Origin of the sequence: Lysobacter sp. GCM10012299, assembly GCF_042649405.1 — a bacterium.
Classification (GTDB): Bacteria; Pseudomonadota; Gammaproteobacteria; order Xanthomonadales; family Xanthomonadaceae; genus Lysobacter_J.
This window is the reverse complement of record NZ_JBHRZC010000004.1, coordinates 481039-503777: the sequence shown is the minus strand read 5'-3', so window position 1 is coordinate 503777 and position 22739 is coordinate 481039. Positions and strand designations below refer to the sequence as shown.

General features: G+C 67.2%; 22 protein-coding genes and 5 tRNA genes. 22 read left to right on the top strand and 5 right to left on the bottom strand.

Annotation, left to right across the window (positions count from 1 at the left end; translation table 11 throughout):
- Position 1 precedes the first annotated feature (1 nt).
- From ACFOPO_RS13480 to ACFOPO_RS13425, 12 genes are read left to right on the top strand one after another with little or no spacing between them, the layout of a single operon-like run.
- Entirely contained in the window at positions 2-823 is an 822-nt protein-coding gene (locus ACFOPO_RS13480) for a hypothetical protein (RefSeq protein WP_386703715.1), read from the top strand.
- Positions 820-1662 carry a TadE/TadG family type IV pilus assembly protein gene (locus tag ACFOPO_RS13475; RefSeq protein WP_386703714.1) on the top strand — a complete coding sequence of 281 codons (843 nt, stop codon included), beginning with the start codon at positions 820-822 and terminating at the stop codon, positions 1660-1662. Before ACFOPO_RS13480 ends, ACFOPO_RS13475 begins: the two co-directional genes overlap by 4 nt.
- Positions 1662-2345 carry a hypothetical protein gene (locus ACFOPO_RS13470; RefSeq protein ID WP_386703713.1) on the top strand — a complete coding sequence of 228 codons (684 nt, stop codon included), beginning with the start codon at positions 1662-1664 and terminating at the stop codon, positions 2343-2345. Before ACFOPO_RS13475 ends, ACFOPO_RS13470 begins: the two co-directional genes overlap by 1 nt.
- Positions 2346-2398: 53 nt before the next feature.
- A complete protein-coding gene (locus tag ACFOPO_RS13465) occupies positions 2399-2548 on the top strand; it encodes a hypothetical protein (RefSeq protein WP_386703712.1) in 150 nt (49 codons plus the stop codon).
- Positions 2549-2580: 32 nt separating this feature from the next.
- On the top strand, positions 2581-3384 hold the full coding sequence (gene cpaB, locus ACFOPO_RS13460; RefSeq protein WP_386703710.1) for a Flp pilus assembly protein CpaB: 804 nt from the start codon (positions 2581-2583) through the stop codon (positions 3382-3384).
- Between the two features lie 14 nt (positions 3385-3398).
- Positions 3399-4742 carry a type II and III secretion system protein family protein gene (locus ACFOPO_RS13455; protein ID WP_386703708.1) on the top strand — a complete coding sequence of 448 codons (1344 nt, stop codon included), beginning with the start codon at positions 3399-3401 and terminating at the stop codon, positions 4740-4742.
- A 6-nt stretch (positions 4743-4748) separates the two neighbouring features.
- Positions 4749-6074: a CpaF family protein gene (locus ACFOPO_RS13450; protein ID WP_386703707.1), complete on the top strand. Its 1326-nt coding sequence runs from the start codon at positions 4749-4751 to the stop codon at positions 6072-6074.
- The gene (locus ACFOPO_RS13445; protein ID WP_386703705.1) at positions 6065-6691 is read left to right on the top strand and encodes a type II secretion system F family protein; all 627 of its coding nucleotides are present in this window, start codon (positions 6065-6067) and stop codon (positions 6689-6691) included. The genes ACFOPO_RS13450 and ACFOPO_RS13445 overlap by 10 nt, the downstream gene beginning before the upstream one ends.
- On the top strand, positions 6574-6912 hold the full coding sequence (locus tag ACFOPO_RS13440; RefSeq protein WP_386703703.1) for a type II secretion system F family protein: 339 nt from the start codon (positions 6574-6576) through the stop codon (positions 6910-6912). Before ACFOPO_RS13445 ends, ACFOPO_RS13440 begins: the two co-directional genes overlap by 118 nt.
- Entirely contained in the window at positions 6909-7796 is an 888-nt protein-coding gene (locus ACFOPO_RS13435; RefSeq protein WP_386703701.1) for a type II secretion system F family protein, read from the top strand. Before ACFOPO_RS13440 ends, ACFOPO_RS13435 begins: the two co-directional genes overlap by 4 nt.
- 11 nt (positions 7797-7807) lie before the next feature.
- Positions 7808-8146 carry a DUF192 domain-containing protein gene (locus ACFOPO_RS13430; protein WP_386703700.1) on the top strand — a complete coding sequence of 113 codons (339 nt, stop codon included), beginning with the start codon at positions 7808-7810 and terminating at the stop codon, positions 8144-8146.
- Positions 8143-8775 carry a TadE/TadG family type IV pilus assembly protein gene (locus ACFOPO_RS13425; protein ID WP_386703699.1) on the top strand — a complete coding sequence of 211 codons (633 nt, stop codon included), beginning with the start codon at positions 8143-8145 and terminating at the stop codon, positions 8773-8775. The genes ACFOPO_RS13430 and ACFOPO_RS13425 overlap by 4 nt, the downstream gene beginning before the upstream one ends.
- A gap of 16 nt (positions 8776-8791) precedes the next feature.
- On the opposite strand, the gene ppx is transcribed toward ACFOPO_RS13425, so the two are convergent.
- The 5 genes from ppx to ACFOPO_RS13400 form a co-directional block, all read right to left on the bottom strand.
- A complete protein-coding gene (ppx, locus tag ACFOPO_RS13420) occupies positions 8792-10321 on the bottom strand; it encodes an exopolyphosphatase (protein ID WP_386703698.1) in 1530 nt (509 codons plus the stop codon).
- A 90-nt stretch (positions 10322-10411) separates the two neighbouring features.
- Entirely contained in the window at positions 10412-12511 is a 2100-nt protein-coding gene (ppk1, locus tag ACFOPO_RS13415) for a polyphosphate kinase 1 (protein WP_386703697.1), read from the bottom strand.
- Positions 12508-13854 carry a phosphate regulon sensor histidine kinase PhoR gene (phoR, locus tag ACFOPO_RS13410; RefSeq protein ID WP_386703696.1) on the bottom strand — a complete coding sequence of 449 codons (1347 nt, stop codon included), beginning with the start codon at positions 13852-13854 and terminating at the stop codon, positions 12508-12510. The genes ppk1 and phoR overlap by 4 nt, the downstream gene beginning before the upstream one ends.
- Before the next feature lie 155 nt (positions 13855-14009).
- Positions 14010-14717 (bottom strand): phosphate regulon transcriptional regulator PhoB, encoded by a 708-nt coding sequence (phoB, locus tag ACFOPO_RS13405; RefSeq protein WP_386703694.1) that lies wholly within the window; start codon positions 14715-14717, stop codon positions 14010-14012.
- Positions 14718-14848: 131 nt separating this feature from the next.
- Positions 14849-16507, bottom strand: a complete 1659-nt coding sequence (locus ACFOPO_RS13400) for a M48 family metalloprotease (protein WP_386703693.1) — start codon at positions 16505-16507, stop codon at positions 14849-14851.
- A gap of 246 nt (positions 16508-16753) precedes the next feature.
- Between ACFOPO_RS13400 and grxC the strand changes: the two genes are divergently transcribed.
- The 10 genes from grxC to tig all read left to right on the top strand — a co-directional run bounded on the left by grxC (position 16754) and on the right by tig (position 22635).
- Positions 16754-17059, top strand: coding sequence for a glutaredoxin 3 (gene grxC, locus ACFOPO_RS13395; protein WP_386703692.1), 306 nt, complete (start codon positions 16754-16756; stop codon positions 17057-17059).
- On the top strand, positions 17056-17457 hold the full coding sequence (locus tag ACFOPO_RS13390) for a carboxymuconolactone decarboxylase family protein (protein ID WP_386703690.1): 402 nt from the start codon (positions 17056-17058) through the stop codon (positions 17455-17457). The genes grxC and ACFOPO_RS13390 overlap by 4 nt, the downstream gene beginning before the upstream one ends.
- A 227-nt stretch (positions 17458-17684) precedes the next feature.
- Complete coding sequence (locus tag ACFOPO_RS13385; RefSeq protein WP_386703689.1) at positions 17685-18692, top strand: isocitrate dehydrogenase; 1008 nt, start codon at positions 17685-17687, stop codon at positions 18690-18692.
- A gap of 191 nt (positions 18693-18883) precedes the next feature.
- Complete coding sequence (locus tag ACFOPO_RS13380; RefSeq protein ID WP_386703687.1) at positions 18884-20215, top strand: Na+/H+ antiporter NhaC family protein; 1332 nt, start codon at positions 18884-18886, stop codon at positions 20213-20215.
- Between the two features lie 98 nt (positions 20216-20313).
- A tRNA-Pro gene (locus ACFOPO_RS13375) sits at positions 20314-20390 on the top strand.
- 66 nt (positions 20391-20456) lie between these two features.
- Positions 20457-20533, top strand: a tRNA-Arg gene (locus ACFOPO_RS13370).
- 62 nt (positions 20534-20595) lie between these two features.
- Positions 20596-20672, top strand: a tRNA-His gene (locus tag ACFOPO_RS13365).
- Positions 20673-20737: 65 nt separating this feature from the next.
- Positions 20738-20813 (top strand) — tRNA-Lys (locus tag ACFOPO_RS13360).
- Between the two features lie 109 nt (positions 20814-20922).
- Positions 20923-21007 (top strand) — tRNA-Leu (locus tag ACFOPO_RS13355).
- Between the two features lie 332 nt (positions 21008-21339).
- Positions 21340-22635: a trigger factor gene (gene tig / locus ACFOPO_RS13350; RefSeq protein ID WP_386703685.1), complete on the top strand. Its 1296-nt coding sequence runs from the start codon at positions 21340-21342 to the stop codon at positions 22633-22635.
- The last annotated feature ends 104 nt before the right edge of the window (positions 22636-22739 follow it).

The following is a 22739-nucleotide window of genomic DNA, read 5'->3' as shown; positions in this document are numbered from 1 at the left end:
AGTGCGTGAAGTCTTGCGCACGGCGCTCTTTGGACTCGGGCTGGCATGCGTGACCGCCTGCGGCCAGACCGTCGCCGAAGACGAGGCGACCGCGCCGGAATTGCGCGAGCACGATTCCGCCGCGCGCCTGCATGTGGTCCAGATCATCGAGAAGCTGGACGCCGGCATCAACAAGCGGCGCGAGGGCTATCGACATGCGCTCGATCTTTGCCGCCGGGCAGGACTGTCCACCATCGCCCTGAGCGAAGAGCAGGAATCGTTGATCGGCACCGAACGCTGGCAGGTCTGGAACGTGCCGGGCCACCTGGCCTGGCGGCGCGATGCCTGGGACGTTGTCGACGGCGGGACGGGACCTGGCCAGATGTGCAGGTTCCATCTCAAGCACACCGGCACGCACGAGCATCTGGATGGCCAGCGTGTCCTGACGCTGGACCTCGAGTCCGGCGTGCTCGCAGAGAGTCCGGCCGATCCCGCCCAACTTTCGGTTGCAGCGATCGACCCACCCGATGCGCAGGCGCTGGCCGAGAGCAGGGCCGTCGGGTACAGCGGGCCCGTCGCGAAATCAGTATCAGGACAGCCCTGCGACCATTGGACGTCCGACAGCGGCGCCACAGTCTGCATCTGGACCGGCGGCCATCATTGGGGCTATGCGTCCGCCATGGGGGGCGAGTTCAGCTCGCTGGCGGGCATCGACACCCACAGGATCATCCTCCAGGCCGACCCCGCGCCCGACCAGATCGGGGATCGCCTGAGGACCACGCGGTTCGACGTCGATGGCGACGTCACCCTCGAGGGCATGCTGCCCCAAGCAGGTGCGCCATGACCAGGTGCGGCCCGCCGGGCAACCAGCACGGCCAGGCGTTGACCGAGATGGTGGTGCTGGCGGCGGTGCTGCTGCCACTGCTGCTGCTGGTATCAACGCTCGCCAAGTACATGCACCTCAAGCAGAGGCTGCAGCAGGCGTCGCGATCGGTTGCGTGGGAGGCCACCGTGGTCCGTGACCACGAATGGAACCGCCTCGATGCAGCGGGACAGCGACAACGCGTGCTGGATCGCCACCTTGGCAGCGCGTTGGCACCCATCCAGACGCAACTGCCGAACTCGTCCGAATCCGCCCGCGTCGAAGGCGCCATGTTCAACACCTTCTCCGGTCGGCCCTTGCTGGAGCGTCGCGATGTGGACGTGCTGCGCTATCGGAATGAGCCTGCGGCCGCATTGGCTTCGATCATTGAAGCCAGCGGCCGCCTGGTCGAAAAGCTGCCCGGTGAATTTCCACCGAATCGAAACGGCCTGATCACCGCGAAGGTAGTGTTCCGTCCGCGCAACCTGCGAAACAGCACCGGCGAGCCCGCCCGGTTCCTCGAGCCGCTGGATGCAATCGATCTGCAACTCAGCAGCCAGCACGCATTGCTCGCGGACACCTGGAGCGCTGCCGGCAATGGCCTGCAGGGGCAGCCTTCCCATGGACGCAGGCGGAGTGTAGACAGCCAGGTCCGCACGCTGGTGCCCAGCTCCAACCTGCGCCCGATCAGCCAGGTCCTCGACCGGCTGAGGTTCCTGGAAATCCTGCCCATCATCGGTGTGCCGGCACGCCTGCGTCCCGGCTACATCCAGCCCGACATCGTTCCGATCGACCGGCTCGAACCGTACAGGCACCGCTGATGCGCACTTTCGACATCAGAGCCGTGCTTCTGGCCGCGCTGGTCGCACTCCCTTGCAGACCGTTGATGGCATGGCCGTCCGTACCGCTGCCTGCAGGGAGCACCGGCGAGACCGTCAGCAGGCACCTGACATACAACGGCATCGACATGCGGGCCAGCCAGTTCACGACCGGGCTGCCGCTGGACGACGTCATCGCGTTCTACGCCCGTCATTGGCCCGGTCAACACGTCGTCGACAAGCTGGGGGCGAAGACCGTCGTGGGCCATGCCGAAGACGGGCATTACGTGACCATCGAACTGCAAGCCAACGCGGGCGCAACCACCGGCACGATCGGTGTGGTCAAGCTGCCTGGCAGTGCACGCGTGCCAGTGATGGGGCAGGACCTCTACCGGCCAGCCGGTACGCAGGTGCTCAGCGATATCGAACACCACGATGGCCCTGGGGAAAACAGGACGGTGGTGATGCGCAACCGCTTGTCCCCTTACGTGAACCTGCAGCACTTCGTCCAACGTCTTGGACCGCAGGGGTGGAGGCACAACGCATCCGGTACCTGCAAGCCTGGCTCGGCCGAATGCGTTGCAGCGTTCGAGCACGCAGATGGCCGCGCAATGGTGATCACCATGGTTCGCCAGCAGGACAACGCGACGTCACTGGTCGTCAACGCAAGGAAGGAGGCGGAATGATGGGAAGGAAGCCAACGGCAGGCCCGCGCAGGCAAGGGCAGAACGGAAGCGCCATGGTGGAGTACGCGATCCTGGCGTTGCTCGCGGTCGCCGTGCTGGCAGGTCCGGGCGGCAGCGTCGTGGAGGCTGTGCTGGCGGCGATCCGGCAAGTCCATGGCGCATTCACGCATGCGCTGTCGATCACCTTCGTGGCGCCGGACTGAGTCCAGTAATCGAACCAACAGGGGAACAGGCCATGGGAAGGCTGAAGATCAACAGGAACGTGATGCTTCTCGCCGGCGCGATCGCGCTCGGCGTGGTCGCCGCAATGCTCAGCGTGAACTACGTGCGCAAGCGCGTCGATGAGCAGACTGCCGCTGCGAAGGTCGAGGTGCGCAAGACCACCGTGGTCGTGCCAAAGCGCGATCTCGAACAGGGCGCCGTGGTTACGGCGGACGACCTGTCAACGCGGGACGTGCCCGCGGACTACATTCCGGCGGACGCGGTCACGCCGGAGAACTACCTCGGTGTCGTCGATCGGATGCTGCGCGCGCCGGTTCGGGAGGGAGCGCCGATCAGTTCCAGCCAGCTGGTTCCGTTGCACAGGCAGTTCTCGCACGTGATTGCTGCCGGAAAGGTCGGCTACACGATGGAGGTCGACGAGGTGAATTCGGTGTCGGGGATGATCGCGCCCGGGGACGCCGTCGACGTCCTGGTCACCTTCAATCGCGACGATGCCGGCGGCGGGCGGGGCGAGGGCGAGCGCGTGATGCCACTGCTGGAGAACGTGGTCGTCCTCGCGACCGGCCGGCAAGTAGGCGAGGGCGTCGAGGGAGAGGACAACGGGTCCTTTTCCAGCATCACGCTGGAACTCGAGCCGACACAGGCCGAACGACTGGCGGTCGGCCGCAAGGTCGGGCAGGTCCAGGTCCTGCTCAGGAGCAATGGTGATGCTGCGCGTTTCGGCTTGACCGGACTGACCGAGAAGCGACTGACCGGAAACATGCAGCGCGGAAGCGTCGCGGCACGCGACGTCAAATACATATTGGGCAATCGGTGACAAGGAGTGTGCTGATGCGCATTGATACAACGAGTGGATTCGCGTCGCTGCTGGCGCTCCTGCTGTCGGTCGCATTCTTCGTGCCCCATGCCGGCGCGCAGACGAGACAACTGCCGGACAAACTGGAGCTGCATGGCGGACAGGTCGTCGTCTTCCGCTCCGACCGGCCCATCGACCGGGTCGCCGTCGGCAACAGCGCGCTCGTCGAGGTCACCACGATCGAACGGCGCCAGCTGGTGATCATCGCCGGCGCGTCGACGTCTGGGTTCACCACGCTGCACGTGTGGCACGACGACGGCAGCCAGCGGTCCGTTGGCGTCGACGTGGACGTCACGCGCGCCAGCAGCGTCTCCGGTGATGTCCGGCGAATGCTGGGGACCACGTCGAAGGCCGTCGTGACCGACATCGGCGGCAAGGTGGTCATCAGCGGCGAGCTGGGGGCCGCCGAGGCGCAGCGCGTGCAGGCGGTGGCGAAGCTGTATCCGACCGTGCTCGACCTGACCAGCCAGGATCCGGTCGGCATGCAGCCGATGGTGTTGATGGACGTGCGCATCATGGAGTTCAGGAAGGACAGCCTGCGCAACCTGGGCATCCGCTGGGACAATGTCATCCACGGGCCGTCAGCGGGACTGATCAAGGATTTCTCCAGCTCATCTTTCCGGATTCTGCCTGACGGCTCTCCATTTGCAGGGGCACCGCTGCCCGCCCGTATCAATCCCGGACAGTCCTACTTCGGCATCGCGACCTCGATCGGTTCGACCATCGACCTGCTGACACGGAACGGCGATGCGTACGAGCTGGCGTCTCCGCAGCTGAGCGCGCGCAGTGGTGGCAGCGCGGAATTCCTTGCCGGCGGCGAAGTGCCGATACCGACGTCGGCCGGGTTCGGTGCCACCAATGTCGAGTTCAAGGACTACGGCATCAAGGTGAACGTGCAGCCGGTCGTGAACAGCAACGAGGAGATCTCCACGACCGTTTCCACCGAAGTCAGCAGGATCGATCCGGCCGTGACGGTGCAGGGCATCCCCGGCTTCATCACGCGCCGGACCCAGACCGAAATCAACGTGCGCGCAGGCCAGACGATCGTCATTTCAGGTCTCGTCGACCTGCACGGCTCCAAGGGCATCGCCGGGCTCCCGGGCCTGGCGCACATCCCGATCCTGGGACATCTGTTCCGCTCCGACGCCTTCCGCGCGGGGCGCACCGATCTGGTCGTGTTCGTGACACCGAGGATCTTCACGCCCGGGTCGCCGGCCAACGTCGAAGCGCTGCAGAAGGGCCAGCGCATCGAGGGCGACTTCAAGCGTGCGATCGACGCTCGTGCGCTCGATGCGCCCGGCGCCACGGAAGGGGGTTGACGGGCCATGCTCAATGCAAACGTCGAGACCGCGGCGACGGACGATATCGGCCCCTGGCGCCGCCGCGTGCACGCATCGCTGGTCAAGCAGATGGACCTTCGCCGGATTGACGTGCATGGACTCAGTGACGAGGAGCTGAGGAGCCGGACCGCCTGCCTGATCGAAGAGGTCATGGATCGCGAATGCGTGGCGCTGCCCGCCACGATCGACCGGCAACTGCTGGCCCGTCAGGTACTGGACGAGGCCATCGGCCTGGGGCCGCTGGAAGCGCTCCTCGGCGATGACACCGTCACCGAGATCATGGTCAATCGCCACGACAGGATCTTCGTTGAGCGAGAGGGCAGGATCGAGCAGTCGGGCGTGCATTTCAGCAATGACGCCGCGGTGCTGTCGGCGATCGAGCGGATCGTGGCGCCATTGGGACGCCGCATCGATGAAAGCTCGCCAATGGTCGACGCGCGCTTGAAGGACGGATCCCGCGTCAATGCCATCATTCCGCCGATCGCACTGCGCGGACCGAGCCTGAGCATCCGCAAGTTCACCCGGCGCAGCCTCGATGGACGCGACCTGGTGGAGTTCGGTTCGATGGACGAGCGGATGCTGAGGTTCCTCGAGATCGCCGTGCGCGAGCGCAGGAACATCGTGGTGAGCGGTGGCACGGGATCGGGCAAGACCACCCTGCTCAACGTCCTTTCCAACTTCATCGACGCACGCGAGCGGATCGTCACGATCGAGGACGCGGCTGAACTCAGGCTGGTGCAGCCCAACCTGGTCGCACTGGAAGCGAGGCCGGCGAACCTGGAGGGCAAAGGGCAGGTGGTGATCCGCGACCTGGTCAGGAACGCACTGCGCATGCGCCCTGACCGCATCGTGGTGGGCGAGTGCCGCGGCGGCGAGGCGCTGGACATGCTGCAGGCCATGAACACCGGCCATGAGGGGTCGCTGACCACCGCCCACGCCAACTCGCCGCGCGATGCCATCTCGCGAATCGAAGTGATGGTGTTGATGGCTGGCATGGACCTGCCGACGACGGTGATCCGCGAACAGATTGCCTCGGCCGTCGACCTGGTGGTGCATCAGCGCCGTTTTCCCTGCGGCTCGCGCAAGGTGACCCACGTGACGGAGGTGACGGGGATCGAGAGCGGTGTGATCCAGCTGCAGGATCTGTTCACCTACGCGGTTCGCTCGCATACCGGGCCGGACGGCAAGGTCGCGGGCGAGTTCACCCCGACCGGGGCCATGCCGGAATTCATGGAGGAGCTGGCCGAGCGTGGCGTGCCGCTGGATCTTTCGATCTTCCGCAGGAACGAGGGGCGTGGCGCATGGACCTGATGATGATTGCCGCCACGTCGCTGGCCGCCGCGGCGCTGGCCTGCGTGTTCGCGGTGAACGCCGGCCAGCAGCTGCTGGCCCGTTACCGCGAGCGGTTCCTCGAACAGGCCCAGGTCAACCTGTCCGACTTGTTCCTGTTCGTCGAGCCACGCGTGCTCTACGCAACCAACCTGGCCGCGATCGCGATCCTGCCGATCCTGGTGTGGCTGCTGAGCGGGTGGTGGCTGGCAGCGATCGCCACGGCCGCGGTCCTGGCGGTGCTTCCCCGAAAGGCATACCGATGGCTGCGGCAGAGGCGCCTCGAGACCATCCAGGCACAGTTGCCCGACACGCTGATGATGTTGTCGGGCAGCATCCGGGCTGGCCTGGGATTCACGCCTGCGCTGGAGTCCATCGTCCGCGACGGTCGCCCTCCATTGACCCAGGAGCTCGCGCTGGTCCTGCGTGAGCAGCACGTCGGCGTAAGACCGATGACGCGCTCGAGCATTTCGCCGGGCGGGTGCCGCTGCCCGATGCACGCCTGTTCGTGTCGGCGGTTTCGATCTCGCGTGCCGTCGGCGGAAACCTCGGCGAGAACCTGGCGACCCTGGCGGAGACACTGCGCCGCCGCCTGGTGATGGAACAGAAGGTGAAGGCTTTGACCGCGCAAGGGCGCCTGCAGGGCATCGTCATGGCATCGCTTCCGGTCTGCATCGTGGCCTACCTGGCGATGATGTACCCGGCCACCATGCGTCCCATGTTCGAGACCTGGCCCGGTCTGGCCGTGATCACCACCGGCGTCGTGCTCGAGTACGTCGGTTACAAGGTCTGCGTGAAGATCGTGACGATCGACATATGAGCGACCTCGTCCTCATTTCGGCATGCGCCTTCGGCGCCGTCGTGATCGGTTTGTTCGGGCTGCGCGGACTGGTGCGGGACGTGCCGCGCGCTGAGCGCCAGTTCCAGGACCCGCTGCCGTTCGCGTTACGCCTGCTGTGGCCGCTGGTGTCCGCGGCCAGTGCCTGGGTGGCGCCACGCCTGAAGCCGGCCGGGTTGTCCCGTGCGCACCGCGCCCTCCAGGCAGCCGGCCAGGACTACCTCGTCAGTCCCGAGGAGTTGGCGGGCCTGCGGATCGTAGCTGCGGTGCTGGCGAGCGCGGCGTTGCTGCTCGTCTCGTCGATGCTGGGGCGTGACGGCGTCTTCGCAGCCTTGTCCTGCGTCGCCATCGGAGCGCCCCTGGGTTGGCTCTATCCGACGCTGTGGTTGCGCGAGCGCCGCAAGCTACGGCAGAAGCGCGTGATCCGCGATCTCCCGGTATTCCTGGATTTCATCACGATGGCGATCGAGGCCGGGCTCAACACCAGTGGCGCGATCGAGCTGGCCGTCCGCAAGACGTCGCAGGGGCCGCTGTCCCAGGAGTTCTCGCGAATGCTGCGCGACCTGCGCGCGGGCCTGCCTCGCGCCGAGGCGGTGCGACGCATGGCCGAACGGATGGACACGCCACAGGTCTGGAGCTTCGCGAGCGCGCTCATCCAGGCGGACCGTGTCGGCGCCAGCCTCAGCGAATCGCTGCGTGCGCAAGCCGCGCAACGTCGCGAAGAACGATTCCTGCGTGCCGAGAAGCTGGCGCTGGAGGCGCCGGTCAAGATGATGGTGCCGCTGGTGACGTGCTTCTTCCCGCTGATCTTCATGGTGCTGGGCTACTTCATCTACCTGAGGCTGATCGAGGACGGAATCCTGTGAAGCACGGTTCGTTGCATGGACGCGCAGGCGTGATCGTGGCGCGCGTCGATCTGGCCGACGACTGGCGTTCCCGGCTTCGCGGGCTGCTGTTTCGCAGGCCGCTTGCGGCCGACGGCAGCGAGGCGTTGCTGCTGTGGCCTTGTGCCGGCATCCACACCATCGGCATGCGCTACAGCCTCGATGTCGCCTTCCTGGACGCAAGCGGCGCAGTCCTGTGCATCTTCGAAGGCGTCCGACCGTGGCGTGCGTGCTGGAAGCGCGGCGCCCATGGCGCACTGGAGCTGCGTGCGGGCGCCGCGCGCCGACTGGGTCTCGCAGTCGGCGACAACGTCGAGTGGAGAATGCAATGAAGATCCGACCCACTGCTGCGCGCGCGCGACTGCAGGCCGGGCAGGCGTTCCCGGAGTTCCTGGTGGTGATTCCGGTGTTCCTGTTCCTGTTGCTGCTCATTTTCCAGATGGTGCTGGTCTACCGCGCCAAGACAGTGCTCGACCTGGCCGCGCTCGAGGCCGCCCGTGCCGGTGCCGTGCACCATCTCCACGCCGATGAAATGCGCAAGGGACTGGTCCGCGGGATGATGCCGCTGTACGCGACTGGCAGTGCCCCGTCGGACGTGTACGCGGCATGGGCGAAGGCCAGCGCCGATCTTGCGGTCCACTCGCGCATCCAGGTCGTCAGCCCCAGCAGGCAGGCGTGGGAACAGTTCAAGGAGCGCCAGCATGACGGGCGATTCGCCCTTCCCAACGACAACCTGGCATTCCGCGACACGACCGTGAAGGCGGGCGTCAACGTGCAGGACGCCAACATCCTGAAGATCCGGGTGGTGTACCACTATCCGCTGATCGTGCCGTTCGTCGATCGGGTGCTGCGCGATCGATCCGAGCTCGTGCAGGGCGGTCGCCACTTCCGCATTCCCCTCGAATCGCACGCGATCGTCCGGATGCAGACGCCCATCGACGAATCGGCAGCGCTGCACTAGGCAGCGACAGGGCGGGTCAGACCGCTTCCAGCTTCAGCACGACGCCCAGCCCGGCCATGTCCTGCGGTTCGCCTTCCAGGTCGGCGCGCACCAGCGGGCGCATGTCGATCCAGCGACGGGACATGCCGAGGGTCAGCGTATTGCCGTCCGCGCGTGCATCGAGTTGCGGAATCGGGTCGGCCTCATGCGCGCGATGCAGCAGCACCGCCAGTCGCAGCAGTGCGGCCAGGCGACGCGCCGACGAGAGCAACCGGTCGGGCAGGGCGTCGAAGGCCGACTTGGGGATGCCGCGGCGATGCGTGCGCACCAGCGCTGCCAGGAACTGTTGCTGCTGGCGCGAGAAGCCGGCGATGTCGGAGTTCTCGACGACGTACGCGCCGTGCACGTGGTACTGGCTGTGCGCGATGGCCAGGCCCAGCTCGTGCAGTCGCGAGGCGCGCTGCAGCATCAGGCGGTCGTCGGCATCGAGCTGCCACGCCTGGGCGATCTGGTCGAACATGCGCAGTGCGGTGGCCTCGACGCGACGTGCCTGGCCGTCGTCGATGCCGTAGCGCTGCATGAGCGCGGCGACGGCGGCATCGCGCGGGTCGTCGACGCCACCGCGGCCGAGCATGTCGTACAGCACGCCCTCGCGCATGGCCGCCTTGCTGACCGCCATGCGCTTGAGACCGAGGGCATCGAAGGCAGCCTCGAGGATCAGCACGCCGCCGGCGATCACCGGGCGGCGTTCGGACGACAGGCCGGGCAGTTCGATCGCGTCGATGCGGTCGGCCTGCAGCAGGCGATCGCGCAGGACCGGCAGTGCTTCTGCGGTGACCGCACCCTTGGTCAGCTTCATCGCCGCGCAGATGTCGCCGATGGCCTTGTTGGTGCCGGACGAGCCCAGTGCTTCATCCCAGCCCAGTGCGCGGTAGGTGCCGGCGAACTGCTGGAACTCGGCGGTGACTTCGGTCAGCGCGTCGCGCCATTTCTTCTTCGACAGCTTGCCGTTCTCGAAGAAGCGGCGGGTGGTGGCGATGCAGCCGACCTGCAGGCTCTCGCGCTCGATCGCCTCGAAGCCCGAACCGATGATGCATTCGGTCGAACCGCCGCCGATGTCGATCACCAGGCGCAGCTCGCCGGGCTTGGACGGCTGCGCGTGGGCGACGCCAAGGTAGATCAGGCGCGCCTCCTCGCGGCCGGCGACGACTTCGATCGCATGCCCGAGCGCGGCTTCGGCCGGCATCAGGAATGCCTGCGGAACGGCGAGGCGGCGCACGGTGTTGGTGGCGATCGCGCGCACCCGTTGCGGCGGGATGTCGCGGATCCGCTGGCCGAAGCGGGCCAGGCAGTCGAGCGCGCGCTGGCGCACTTCCGGCGACAGGCCGCCGCGGCGGTCGAGGCCCTCGGCCATGCGCACCGTCTCGCGCAGGCGGTCGACGATGCGCAGCTGGCCGAGCACGTAGCGCGCGACCACCATGTGGAAACTGTTCGAGCCCATGTCGACGGCAGCCAGCAGGTCGCCGTCGGCAAGCGGCAGTTTGCTGGTGGGGAAGGCGTCGCTCATCGGCACATGATCCCCGTTAAGGTACCGCCGCGTCCATCCTTGTGCGGATGGACGTGCTCATGGACGTCGCCGCGACCGCCGGGACGTCGTTCAGGCGCAGATCTTGGACATCAGCCAGGACTGGGCGGAGTGGGCGGGAACGCCTTCGGCCGGCGTCACGCGCACGTACTCGCCGTCGGTCTGCAGTTCCCATGCGTTGACGTTGTCGTTGAGGTAGTTCTCGAGCGCCTCGACGTAGACCCGCTTGGCCAGCTCCGGCGAGAGCACCGGGAAGCCGGCCTCGATCCGCCGCAGCAGGTTGCGCTCGAGCCAGTCGGCGCTGGAGCAGAACAGGTCCGGCGCGCCGTCGTTGGCGAACCAGTAGACGCGGTGGTGCTCGAGGAAGCGCCCGACAATGGAGCGCACCCGGATGTTCTCCGAGATGCCGGGCATGCCCGGACGCACCGTGCAGGCGCCGCGCACGATCAGGTCGATCTGCACGCCGGCCTGCGAGGCCAGGTACAGCGCCCGCACCACCTGCGGTTCGTTCAGGGCGTTCATCTTGGCGATGATCCGCGCCGGCTTGCCGGCCTTGGCGTGGCGGGTCTCGCGGTCGATGCGCTTGAGCACGCCGGCATGCAGGGTGAAGGGCGACTGCAGCAGGCGCTTGAGCTTGATGGTAGGTGCCAGCCCGGACAGCTGCTGGAAGATCATGTGGACGTCGGCGCCGATGTCGGGGTCGGCGGTGATCAGGCCGAAGTCGGTGTAACCGCGCGCGGTACCGCTGTGGTAGTTGCCGGTGCCCATATGCACGTAGCGGCGCAGCTTGCGACCCTCGCGACGCACGATCAGCATCATCTTGGCGTGGGTCTTGTAGCCGACCACGCCGTACACGACCTGCACGCCGGCATCCTGCAGGCGGTCGGCCAGGCCGAGGTTGGCCTCCTCGTCGAAGCGCGCGCGCAGCTCGACCACGACGGTGACGTCCTTGCCGTTGCGCGCCGCCTGCACGAGGCTGTCGACGATCATCGAGTCCTTGCCGGTGCGGTACAGCGTCTGCTTGATCGCCAGCACGTTCGGGTCTTCCGACGCCTGCCGCAGCAGCTCCAGCACCGGCGTGAACGCCTCGAACGGGTGATGCAGCAGCACATCGCCCTCGGCCACCTTCTCGAACATCGCCTCGATGCCCGACAGCTGTCGCGGCTGGAACGGCGGGAACTTCAGTTCCGGGCGCTGCACCAGGTCGTAGACCTGGATCACGCGGTTGAGGTTGACCGGGCCGTTGATGCGGTAGACCGCGTTCTCGGTCAGGTCGAAGTTCTCCAGCAGCGTGCGCACGATGTCGTCCGGGCACTGCTCGGCGATCTCCAGCCGCACCGCGCGCAGGTAGCCGCGGCCGACCAGTTCGTCGCGCAGCGCCAGCGCCAGGTTCTCGACCTCGTCCTCGTCGACGATCAGCTCGGAGTTGCGGGTCACGCGGAACTGGTAGGCACCCTTGACCTGCATGCCCGGGAACATCTCGTCGACGAACGCCGACAGCACCGCCGACAGGAACACGAAGTCGTGCTTGCCGCCGCTGACTTCCTCGGGAATCTGGATGATGCGCGGCAGCGAGCGCGGCGCGCGCACGATGGCGAGGTGGCCTTCGCGGCCGAATGCGTCCTTGCCCTTGAGCACGACGACGATGTTGAGCGACTTGTTGAGGATCTTCGGGAACGGGTGCGCCGGGTCGAGCCCGAGCGGCGACAGCACCGGCATGATCTCGTCGCGGAAATAATCGCGCAGCCAGCGTGCCTGGTTCTCGTCCCACGCATCGCGGCCGAGCACGCGCACGCCGCCGTCCCACAGCGCCGGGCGCAGCACCTGGTTCCAGCACTCGTACTGCGCCTGCACCAGCTGGGCGGCACGTTCGTGGATGCGCGCCAGCACAGTCGCCGGCGAGAGGCCGTCGGCGCCGGTGGCGATGCCCAGGTCCTGGGCGTGGCGCAGGGTGCCGGCGCGGATCTCGAAGAACTCGTCGAGGTTGGTGCACGAGATGCACAGGTACTTCAGGCGCTCCAGCAGCGGCACGGTCGCGTCCTGGGCCTGGGCCAGCACGCGGAAGTTGAAGTCCAGCTGCGACAGCTCGCGGTTGAAGTACAGACCGGGGTCGCGCAGCGGATCGGATTCGAGCGGCGAATCAGCTGCGGGTGTCACTACTGCGGCGTTCATGGCAATGCCTCGAAGGACAGCGCGAGGTCCTCGCGCGGGCGCACGCGTTCGGCGCCGAAATGACAGGAGAAGGTACTCCCTCTACCGACTTCGCTGCTGATCTCCAGCCGAGCCTGGTGCAGGTTCAGCACGTGCTTGACGATCGACAGGCCCAGGCCGGTGCCGCCGCTTTCGCGCGATCGGCTGGTGGAGACGCGGTAGAAGCGTTCGGTGATGCGCGGCAGGTGCGCCGCCGGTATGCCGTAGCCGCTGTCGACGACTTCCAGCACCGCGCCCTTGCCCTCCGAACGGGTGAGCTCCGGGCGGAAGCGGATGCGGATCGTGCCGCCGGCCGGGGTGTAGCGGATCGCGTTGCCGACCAGGTTGGAGAATGCGCTGTGCAGCTCCTTGTTGGAACCCCACAGGTCGACCACCGCGGCGTCCTCCACGAGGATTTCATGGCGGCCCTGGCTCAGCGCGACGGCCTCGCGCCGCAGCGTCGTCAGCATCGGCGACATCGCCACGGTTTCCTCGGCCGGCAGGCTGTCCTGCGATTCCAGGCGCGACAGCGTCAGCAGGTCCTCGACCAGCTGGGTCATGCGTTGCGACTGGCGCTGCATCTCGGCCAGCATCGGCGCCCAGTCCGGGTGCTCGGCGGGGTCGAGCATGTCGAGGTAGCCGTGCACCACGGTCAGCGGCGTGCGCAGTTCGTGCGAGACGTTGGCGACGAAGTCGCGGCGCATCTGCTCCAGTTGCAGCAGGCGGCTGACATCGCGCGCGACCAGCAGCCACAGGTCGTCGGAGTAGGGGATCAGGCGCAGGCTCAGCGTCGCCGCCGGATTCCACGGCGAGGCGACTTCCAGCGTTTCGGCGTTGCGCCCGGAGGCGAGCCAGTGCGACAGCTGCAAGGGCTGCAGGCGCTGCACGATCGGGCCGCCGATGTCGCGCGGGTACTTCAGCTGCAGCAGGACGATCGCCGCCTCGTTGAACCACTGGATGCGCTGGCTGTTGCGCTCGACCACCACTATCGCATCGGGCAGCGCCGCGGCGGCGGCACGGTACGCACGCAACATGTCGATCAGGCGCTTCTTGCGCCCGCGCATTTCCGACTGGCTGCGGTGGAGCAGGCGGTCGAGTTCGTTCCAGATGCCTTCGCCCACTGGCGGCGTCAGGCGCTGGCGCGCGGTCAGGCGCACCAGCACGCTGCGCAGGCGCCAGTAATGCCAGGCGACCACGCCGAGCGCGGCGAAGGTGATCACCGGCCACGGTTGGCCGATGGCCATGCCGGCCACGGCGGCGATGGCCAGGATCAGGGCGAGTTGGCCAAGGGTGCGGAACCAGGCGGAGCGGGCGCGGGGCGGCATGGCCGTCGATCAACTGTCCATGAGGGTGATGGCTACTTCCCGAGCGTAGCGAGCGGCCTGCCTGGCCGCCAGCGTGTGGCCCTGCGAATGGTCACTGCGTCGCGAATGAGGGCCCGGCGGTGGGCGGCGGTCGGTCGGCACCGGCCGCGTCCGCTTCATGCGGCCAGCGACGCGGAGAAGCGGTAGCCGGCGCCGCGCACGGTCTGCACCATGCCGTCGAGGCGATGCGGTTCCAGCGTCTTGCGCAGGCGGCGGATGTGCACGTCGACCGTGCGCTCTTCCACGTACACGCTGCCGCCCCAGACATGGTCGAGCAGCTGGGTGCGGGTGTAGACGCGCTCGGGGTGGGTCATGAAGAAGTGCAGCAGGCGGTACTCGGTCGGGCCGATCTGCACCGGCTGGTCGTTGCCGTCGGCGGCAGCGAACACGCGGTGCGCGGCGCCGTCGATGCGCAGCGGGCCGATGCCGACACTGCCGTCCTCGTCGTCCTCGCGCGAGCGCCGCAGCACGGCGCGGATGCGCGCCAGCAGTTCGCGTGCCGAAAACGGCTTGACCACGTAATCGTCGACGCCGGCCTCGAGCCCGCCGACGCGGTCGTTCTCTTCGCCGCGCGCGGTCAGCATGATGATCGGGATCTCGCGGGTGAGCTGTTCCTTGCGCCAGCGCCGGGCCAGGTCCAGGCCGCTGGTGCCGGGCAGCATCCAGTCCAGCAGGATGAGGTCCGGGACGCGGTCGGCGATGGCCGCCTGGGCCTCGCGCGCGTCGCCGGCGTGGACAGGCTCGTATTCGCCCTTGCGCAGGGCGAACGACACCATGTCGCGGATGGCAGGTTCGTCTTCGACTATGAGGATGCGCTTCTGCACACGGTCACCGGGGGATAGGACTGAAGGGGCCCGAATGGATGGGTCCTTGAAGCCGCGTCAGTACACTACCGTTTTGTGACGATGGCATGACATGGTCATCTAAACCGGGCGCGTCCCCTGTCTGCCGCTGGCTACTGCCGCCGCAGGTCCTCGTCGCGGATGCCCTGGCGCTTGAGCTCGAGCACGGTCGGGGTGATGGCGGCGATGCGCGACTCGATGCGGGCGCGGGCGTAATAGTCCAGGTCGCCGCGGCGCTTGAGGGTGTTGAGCTGGACCAGGGCCTGTTCCGGCCGACCATTCAGGTAGGCCGCCTCGGCGTAGGCCTCGCCGGCACGGATCGGATCCCCGGCGATTTCGCAGGCCCGGGCAAAGACATTCTGGAAGATCGCATCGTTGCCGGAATTGCCCATCAGCGGGCGCAGCACTGCCTGCGCACGCTTGCCGGCCTCGGTGGTGTTGCGCTCGGACAGCACCTCGGCATAGGTCAGCACCACCGCGCGATTGTTGGGCGTCTGCCGCAGCAGTGATTCGAAACGGGCGTCGGCCGAGGCCGCCTTGCCGGTGCGGGCTTCGGCCTGGCCCATCGCCAGGGTCAGCCACATGTCGCCCGGATGCGCCTGCAGCAGCTCGCCCAGGGTGGTCGCGGCCGCGGCGGGCTGGTTGCCGCGCAGGCGGGCCAGAGCCTGGCCGTAGCGCTGTGCGTCGGTGAATTTCTTGCCGCCGGCAAGGCGCTCGTACTCACGCAGGGCATCGCCGGGGGAGTCGGCGCTGAGGACGCGCAGGCGCTCGCGGGCGTACTCGAAGCGACCGGTGCCGCCGCTCTGCGCCGAGGCGGTGAGCTGGCCGCCCACGTCCAGGTTGGGCGGCAGCAGCGGGTTGCTGCTGTTGTCGAGCGAGTACTGCGGCTGTCCGGTGTTCTCGCTGCGGCACTGCGCCGGACCGTCCGGATCGCGCACGCAGACCTCGGCGACACCGCCCTTGTCGCGCTTGAGCTTGGCCGCGCGTTCCTTGGCTTCGGTGATGCGGGTGATCGTGACCGGGTGGGTCATCAGCCAGTCCGGCGACTCGCCCCAGTAATTGGCCCCGTTGCTGCGCGAGCGCGCCTGCAGCGTGGCGAAGAAATCCGCCATCGCTTCGGGGTCGTAATTGCTGCGGGCCAGGGTCTGGATGCCGAGGCGGTCGGCCTCGGATTCGTTCGAGCGGGTGTAGTCGATCTGGCGCTGCTGCATCAGGCCCATGGCGCCGGCCATGGCGGCCTGCGCGGCGTCATCGTCGGAATTGCCGCCGGCGGCCTGGGCCGCGACGATCGCGCCGAGCATGGCCAGCAGGATCGGCAGCTGGTCGCGCTGGGCCCGTTCGGCACCGCGCAGCACGTGCTGCTGGGTGACGTGGGCGATCTCGTGCGACATCACCCCGGCGACCTCGTCCTCGCGTTCGGCCGCCAGCACCAGGCCGGAGTTGACGCCGATGTAGCCGCCTAGGGTGGCGAAGGCGTTGATCTGGCGCTCGCGCAGCATGAAGAAGGTGAACGGCTGGCGTGGCTTGTCGCTGTTGGCGGCCAGGCGGGTGCCCAGGGTATCGAGCCAGCTGTCGATCAGCGGGTCTTCCAGCAGGTAGTCGTAGTGGCGCAGCTGCGCCAGCATCATCGCGCCGTACTCGCCCTGCTGGCGCGGGGTCAGCAGCTCGCCGGCCGACGAACCGATGTCGGGCAGGTTGGCCTCCTGCGCCGGCGCGCAGACGCTGGCGACGGCAAGGGTGAGGGCGGCGGTAAGCAGGGCGATGCGACGCAAGCGGGTGGTCCCTCATGTGGGCGAGGCGCGTCCGCAGGATGCGGGGCGGGGCGTTCGTCCGGATGAATCGGCTGTTAATCCTTTCTGCAGTCCGGTCGCGCTGGACGGGCTTGGGGTCACCCGCGCAACGGCTGTGTTCCGTGCATGGGCTGGAAATGAACCCGGGGCAGGCCCATATTCGACCACAACGGCATCGGCGAGTTCAGTCGCCCGCTTCGTCACGAGCATCAACCAGGAGAGATCGTTTTGAGCAGCACCGCATCCGCCGCGCCTGGAACCGATGGTTCCGTCGCGCCCGAGATCACCATCTATACCACCGCGATCTGCCCCTATTGCGTCGCGGCGAAGAATTTCCTCAAGAGCAAGAACCAGACCTGGAAAGAGGTCCGGATCGATCTTGACCCGGCGCAGCGCGAGCTGATGCTCAGCCGTGCCCGTCGCACCAGCGTGCCGCAGATCTTCATCGGCGACACGCACGTGGGCGGCTACGACGACATGATCGCCCTGCACCGTGCGGGCGGCCTGGAACCTCTCCTGGCAGGTGGCGCATGAGCGAGCCGACCGGCAAGTCCGAGGGCGACCGCGTCGCCGAGTTCACCGCGTTCCGCAAGCGCATGAACGAGCGCATCCTGGCCGAGCCCAACCAGGTCGTGCGCCGCTTCTTCGCGCTCGACACCCAGACCTACCAGCCCGGTGCACTCGACCTGAAGACCAAGGAGCTGCTCGGCCTGGTGGCCTCGATGGTGCTGCGCTGCGACGACTGCATCAGCTACCACGTTGCCCAGTGCAAGGAAGCCGGGGTCAACCGCGACGAGATGTTCGAAGCGTTCTCCGTCGGCCTGGTGGTCGGCGGTTCGATCGTGATCCCGCACCTGCGCCGCGCGGTCGATTTCCTCGACCGGCTGGAGCAGGGCGAGGCGGCGGCGCCGGAAGGCCACGACCACGGCTGAGGCCTGGTCGAGGATGTGCCTGTCGTGGCGGCTGGGTCCGCCTCGACGGCCCTTGGCGCATTCCGGGCCTGCCTGAACGGCCTGTCCAGGCCCGCTGCGAAGTCGCTCAGACGAAAGTCCGAGCCGCCCGGTCCTGCAGGACCGGGCGGCTTCCGGCATAATTCCGGGGCTAACCATCCGGCGCCGTACCCTCCGCAGGGCGCCCATCAGCCTGGAAGAAATCCCCTATGACGCAGACCATCACGGTCATCCGTGGCGACGGTATCGGCCCGGAAATCATGGACGCCACCCTGCACGTGCTCGACACGATGGATGTCGGACTGCAGTACGAATTCGCCGACGCCGGCCTGGTCGCGCTCGAGAAGCACGGCGAGCTGCTGCCGCAGGCGACGATGGACTCGATCCGCAAGAACCGCATCGCGCTCAAGAGCCCGCTGACCACGCCGGTCGGCGAGGGCTTCAGCTCGATCAACGTCGAGCTGCGCAAGCGCTTCGACCTGTACGCCAACGTGCGTCCGGCCAAGTCGTTCCCGAACACCAAGTCGCGCTTCCCGACCGGCGTCGACCTGATCACGGTGCGCGAGAACACCGAAGGCGCCTACATCGGCGAGGGCCAGACGCTGTCGGAAGACGGCGAAGTCGCCATGCTGACCCAGAAGGTCACGCGTCGCGGTTCCGAGCGCATCGTGCGCTACGCCTTCGAGCTGGCCCGCAAGACCGGCCGCAAGAAGGTCACGGTGGTGCACAAGGCCAACATCCTCAAGTCGACGTCGGGCCTGTTCCTCAAGACCGCGCGTGCGGTGGCGACGGAATACCCGGACATCGAGTGCAACGAGATGATCGTGGACAACACCTGCATGCAGCTGGTGATGCGTCCGGAGCAGTTCGACATCATCGTCACGACCAATCTGTTCGGCGACATCATTTCCGATCTGTGCGCGGGTCTGGTCGGTGGTCTCGGCCTGGCGCCGGGCGCCAACATCGGCACCGATGCGGCGATCTTCGAGGCGGTGCACGGTACGGCTCCGGACATCGCGGGGCAGGGCAAGGCCAATCCGTGCGCGCTGCTGCTGGGCGCTGCGCAGATGCTCGACCATCTGGGCCAGCCGGAGAAGGCGAGCCGCCTGCGCGCGGCGATCATCGCCACGCTCGAGGCGAAGGATTCGCTGACCCCGGACCTGGGTGGCAGCGGCAACACGATGTCGTTCGCGAAGGCGATCGCCAGCCGGATCTGATCCTTCCGGTCCGGTTCGGTTCCAAACGGGGCGCTTCGGCGCCCCGTTTGCGTTTGGGCCATTGGACGTACACCCGTCACCGCCTGCGCGCCATCCTCACCCACGCGCAGCCATCGTTCCGTCCATGCACTCGACAGCGCCCGTGCTGCACTGCAAAATCCACCGGCTTACAAATCCATCCGGATAGAAAGATGAACGAATCGGTCCGCCCGAGCGCCTGGGCGCTGGCGCCCTTGCTGCTGTTCCTGGCGCTGTTCTTCGGTGCGGGCCTTTACTACACGACGCACGGTGAGGCCATGGGCTTCTACCAGCTGCGTGCGCCGGTGGCGATCCTGCCGGCGTTGGCGTTGTCGGCGTTCATCGCCTGGCGGCGCGGGCTCAAGCCGCTGGAGACGCTGCTGTCGGGCATGGGCGACCACAACGTGGTGCTGATGTGCCTGATCTTCCTGCTCGCCGGTGGCTTCGTCGAAGTGTCCAAGGCCATTGGTGCGGTCGATGCCATCGTCGCGCTCGGCATCGGCCACGTGCATCCGGCGCTGTTGCTGCCGGGGCTGTTCGTCGTTGCCGGTTTCATCTCGCTGTCGCTGGGCACGTCGATGGGCACGATTGCCGCGGTCGCGCCGATCGCGCTGGGCGTGTCCGACGCATCGGGGCTCGATCGGGCCCTGGTGCTCGGCGCGGTCATCGGTGGCGCGACGTTCGGCGACAACCTGTCGGTGATTTCCGATACCGCGATCGTCGCCAGCCGCACCCAGGGCTGCAGCATGCGCGACAAGTTCCGCGAGAACCTGAAACTGGCGCTGCCGGCGGCGGTGTTGACCGTAATCGTGCTGGGCCTGGTGGCCGATACCGCGCCGGTGCAGCCGCTCGATCCGGTGTCGCCGTGGTTGATCCTGCCGTACCTGGTCGTGCTGGGCCTGGCGCTGGCCGGCGTCGACGTGATCATCGTGCTGAGCCTGGGGCTGGTGATCGCCGGTGCGTTCGGCGCGATCTTCGCCGACGAGTTCAGTGTCGCCTCGTACGCCACCCATATCTGGGAGGGCTTCGAGAGCATGGTGGAAATCACGCTGCTGTCGCTGCTGGTCGGCGGCCTCGGCGCGCTGATGAAAGCCACCGGCGGGCTGAGCTGGCTGGCGCAGGTGATCGGGCGTTTCGCCCGCGGCCACCGCAGCCGTCGTGCCGGCGAAATCAGCATCGCCACGCTGTCGGCGACGACCGACGTGTTCACCGCCAACAACACCGTCGCGATCCTGATCAGCGGCGGCCTGGCGCGTGACATCGCCCAGCAGCACGGTGTGCCGCCGGCGCGTGCGGCCAGCGTGCTCGACATCTTTGCCTGCGTCACCCAGGGCGTGCTGCCGTATGGCGCGCAGATCCTGCTGGCGGCTTCTCTGGGAGCGGTTTCGCCGCTGGCGCTCGCCGGCAGCGTTCACTACAGCTGGCTGCTCGGCGCGATCACCGTGATCGCGATGCTGTGGCCGGCGCGCAAGGGCGTGGCGGTGCATTCGGACGCGGGCGCCTGAATGAAGGAAAAAGCGCCCGGTCTCGTTGACATGGGCGCGCCGTCCGCCCAAACTAGCCGGCCTTTCGCGGCGTTGGCGCGCAACGGAAGTCCGGGACTCGGGGTATAGCTCAGCCTGGTAGAGCGCCAGCTTTGGGAGCTGGATGTCGTGGGTTCGAATCCCTCTGCCCCGACCATCCGCCAGTGCTCGACCGACGTGTTTGCCGAGTGTCAGTTGAAGTGTCAGTTAAGATGCGACGCTGGCGCCCGTAGCTCAACCGGATAGAGCACCGGCCTTCTAAGCCGGTGGTTGTGGGTTCGAGTCCCGCCGGGCGCGCCAAACAAGTGGGCTGGCACATGTGCCGGCACATTTGTCAGAAACACGCGAAAACAAGCTTTATGGTGGCTGTAGCTCAGTTGGTTAGAGTACTGGATTGTGATTCCAGATGTCGGGGGTTCGAGTCCCCTCAGCCACCCCATATTGTTGTGATGTGATGTTGGCGAGATCGATTTTTGTTGTTATGATTTCGCACCTAGTTGTTCCGGGCCGTTAGCTCAGTTGGTAGAGCAGTTGACTCTTAATCAATAGGTCCAAGGTTCGAATCCTTGACGGCCCACCAATCCCGGAAAGCACCTGGCAGCCCCAGGTGCTTTTTTCTTTTCCGGCACCCCAACGCCGGGGTTCCGGCCTAGAATGCCGCCGCGACGGTTCCGGCCGTGCGTGGCAAGGCGAAAGTGGCGGAATTGGTAGACGCCCTGGATTTAGGTTCCAGTGCCGCAAGGCGTGCGGGTTCGAGTCCCGCCTTTCGCACCACGCCGCCGGAATAATGGGCGGCCGACTCGGTTGAGCGAGCCGTCGCGAGTTGCCACCCCAAGGCTCCGGGCGGTTGCGGCAGGCTGTCATTGCAGTCGAACGAGCGCTCGCGAGTAGCCGCCTCGACGTGCCGGGCTTTTGCCACCCCGGCAGGGCCTATGCGCCCCCCACATCCACCTCTTCCTGAATCCGTCACCACGCTGGCGGCGCGGCCCGTTATCGGCGAAACTATCCCGTTCCGCTGGCCGGCGGGCTCGTTTTCGCTGCGGCCGCGGTCGGACAGGATCATCAACATCGTGCCGTGGCTGGTCGCCGCGGTGGCAGGAGTGGATATGCAAGTTTCGGTCGAATCGCTCGGCAACCTCGAACGTCGTATGACTTTCAGCCTCCCGGCGGACCGCCTGGAAGCCGTCGTCGGTGGCCGTCTGCGCGAAATTTCGCGCGGCGCCAAGATCAAGGGTTTCCGCCCCGGCAAGATCCCCGCGAAGGTGATCGAGCAGCGCTTCGGCGCCCAGGTCCGCGCCGAGGTCCTCGACGGCCTGCTGCGTGAGGGCTTCACCAATGCGATCCGCGAGCAGTCGCTGCAGATCGCCGGCAACCCGCAGATCGTTCCGGCCGCCGACGCGGAGCTGGCCTACGTGGCCACCTTCGAAGTCGTGCCCGACTTCGGCGACATCGACGTCGCCAAGCTCAACGTGATCCGCCACACCGCCGACGTCAGCGATGCCGACATCGACGCGATGATCGAGAACCTGCGCCTGCAGCGCCGCAGCTGGAATCCGGTCGAGCGCGAAGCCGTTGCCGGCGACGCGGTCGAGCTGGAGACCTGGTCGCAGGCCGGCGACGAGCGCCTGCCCGCCGAGGGCACCGAGCACGGTGCCACCATCATCGGTTCGGCCGCCATGCTGCCGGCGATCGAGTCGGCCCTGGTCGGCATGAAGGCCGGCGACGAGAAGGTCGCCGAGGTCGAATTCCCGCCGGAATGGCGCGTCCCGCAGTTCGCCGGCCGCACCGTCCAGGTCCACCTGAAGGCCAACAAGGTGTCCGAGCCGGTCCTGCCGGACGTCGACTTCGCCTTCATCAAGAGCTTCGGCGTTCGCAGTGGCGATGCCGAGCAGTTCCGCGCCGACATCCGCAGCAACCTGGAGCGCGAGCTCAAGGGCGCCCTGATGACCCGCCTGCGCCGTGAAGTCGGCGAGCAGCTGATTGCCGGTTACTCGCACGTCGAGATGCCGCCGAAGCTGGTCGAGAACGAGGCCCGCGACATGGCCCGCCAGACCATCGAGCAGGCCCGCCGCCAGGGTCGCGCCATCGGCGAGATCCCGGCCGACGCCCACATGGGCTTCATGGACGCCGCCCGCAAGCGCGTGCTGGTCGGCCTGATCGTCGGCGAGATCGCCCGCCGCAACGAACTGCGCCTGGAGCCCAAGCGCGTCAACGAGACCCTGCAGCTGATCGCCTCGACCTACGAGGAGCCGCAGCAGGTGGTCGACCTGTACCGCAACGATCCGCAGCTGATGTCGGGCCTGCAGGCGCGCGTGATGGAAGAGCAGGTGATCGACTGGATCGCCGAGCGCGCCCAGCACACCGAGCAGCCGCTGTCGTTCAACGAAGCGATCCGCCAGTAATCGCTTTGTCCGGTACCGCGGCGGCCTTGCCGTCGCGGTCCGGGTCGATCTGTCTGCGTGCTCGTTGATCCGTGCCCCTTGCGCTCCGGTCCGGTTGGCCCCAA

Bases quoted from the DNA above. Each gene is read 5' to 3' on its own strand.
- ACFOPO_RS13475 (WP_386703714.1), top strand. From the start codon at position 820: ATGACCAGGTGCGGCCCGCCGGGCAACCAGCACGGCCAGGCGTTGACC.
- ACFOPO_RS13470 (WP_386703713.1), top strand. From the start codon at position 1,662: ATGCGCACTTTCGACATCAGAGCCGTGCTTCTGGCCGCGCTGGTCGCA.
- ACFOPO_RS13465 (WP_386703712.1), top strand. From the start codon at position 2,399: ATGGTGGAGTACGCGATCCTGGCGTTGCTCGCGGTCGCCGTGCTGGCA.
- cpaB (WP_386703710.1), top strand. From the start codon at position 2,581: ATGGGAAGGCTGAAGATCAACAGGAACGTGATGCTTCTCGCCGGCGCG.
- ACFOPO_RS13455 (WP_386703708.1), top strand. From the start codon at position 3,399: ATGCGCATTGATACAACGAGTGGATTCGCGTCGCTGCTGGCGCTCCTG.
- ACFOPO_RS13450 (WP_386703707.1), top strand. From the start codon at position 4,749: ATGCTCAATGCAAACGTCGAGACCGCGGCGACGGACGATATCGGCCCC.
- ACFOPO_RS13445 (WP_386703705.1), top strand. From the start codon at position 6,065: ATGGACCTGATGATGATTGCCGCCACGTCGCTGGCCGCCGCGGCGCTG.
- ACFOPO_RS13435 (WP_386703701.1), top strand. From the start codon at position 6,909: ATGAGCGACCTCGTCCTCATTTCGGCATGCGCCTTCGGCGCCGTCGTG.
- ACFOPO_RS13425 (WP_386703699.1), top strand. From the start codon at position 8,143: ATGAAGATCCGACCCACTGCTGCGCGCGCGCGACTGCAGGCCGGGCAG.
- ppx (WP_386703698.1), bottom strand. From the start codon at position 10,321: ATGAGCGACGCCTTCCCCACCAGCAAACTGCCGCTTGCCGACGGCGAC.
- ppk1 (WP_386703697.1), bottom strand. From the start codon at position 12,511: ATGAACGCCGCAGTAGTGACACCCGCAGCTGATTCGCCGCTCGAATCC.
- phoR (WP_386703696.1), bottom strand. From the start codon at position 13,854: ATGCCGCCCCGCGCCCGCTCCGCCTGGTTCCGCACCCTTGGCCAACTC.
- ACFOPO_RS13390 (WP_386703690.1), top strand. From the start codon at position 17,056: ATGAGCGAGCCGACCGGCAAGTCCGAGGGCGACCGCGTCGCCGAGTTC.
- ACFOPO_RS13385 (WP_386703689.1), top strand. From the start codon at position 17,685: ATGACGCAGACCATCACGGTCATCCGTGGCGACGGTATCGGCCCGGAA.
- ACFOPO_RS13380 (WP_386703687.1), top strand. From the start codon at position 18,884: ATGAACGAATCGGTCCGCCCGAGCGCCTGGGCGCTGGCGCCCTTGCTG.
- tig (WP_386703685.1), top strand. From the start codon at position 21,340: ATGCAAGTTTCGGTCGAATCGCTCGGCAACCTCGAACGTCGTATGACT.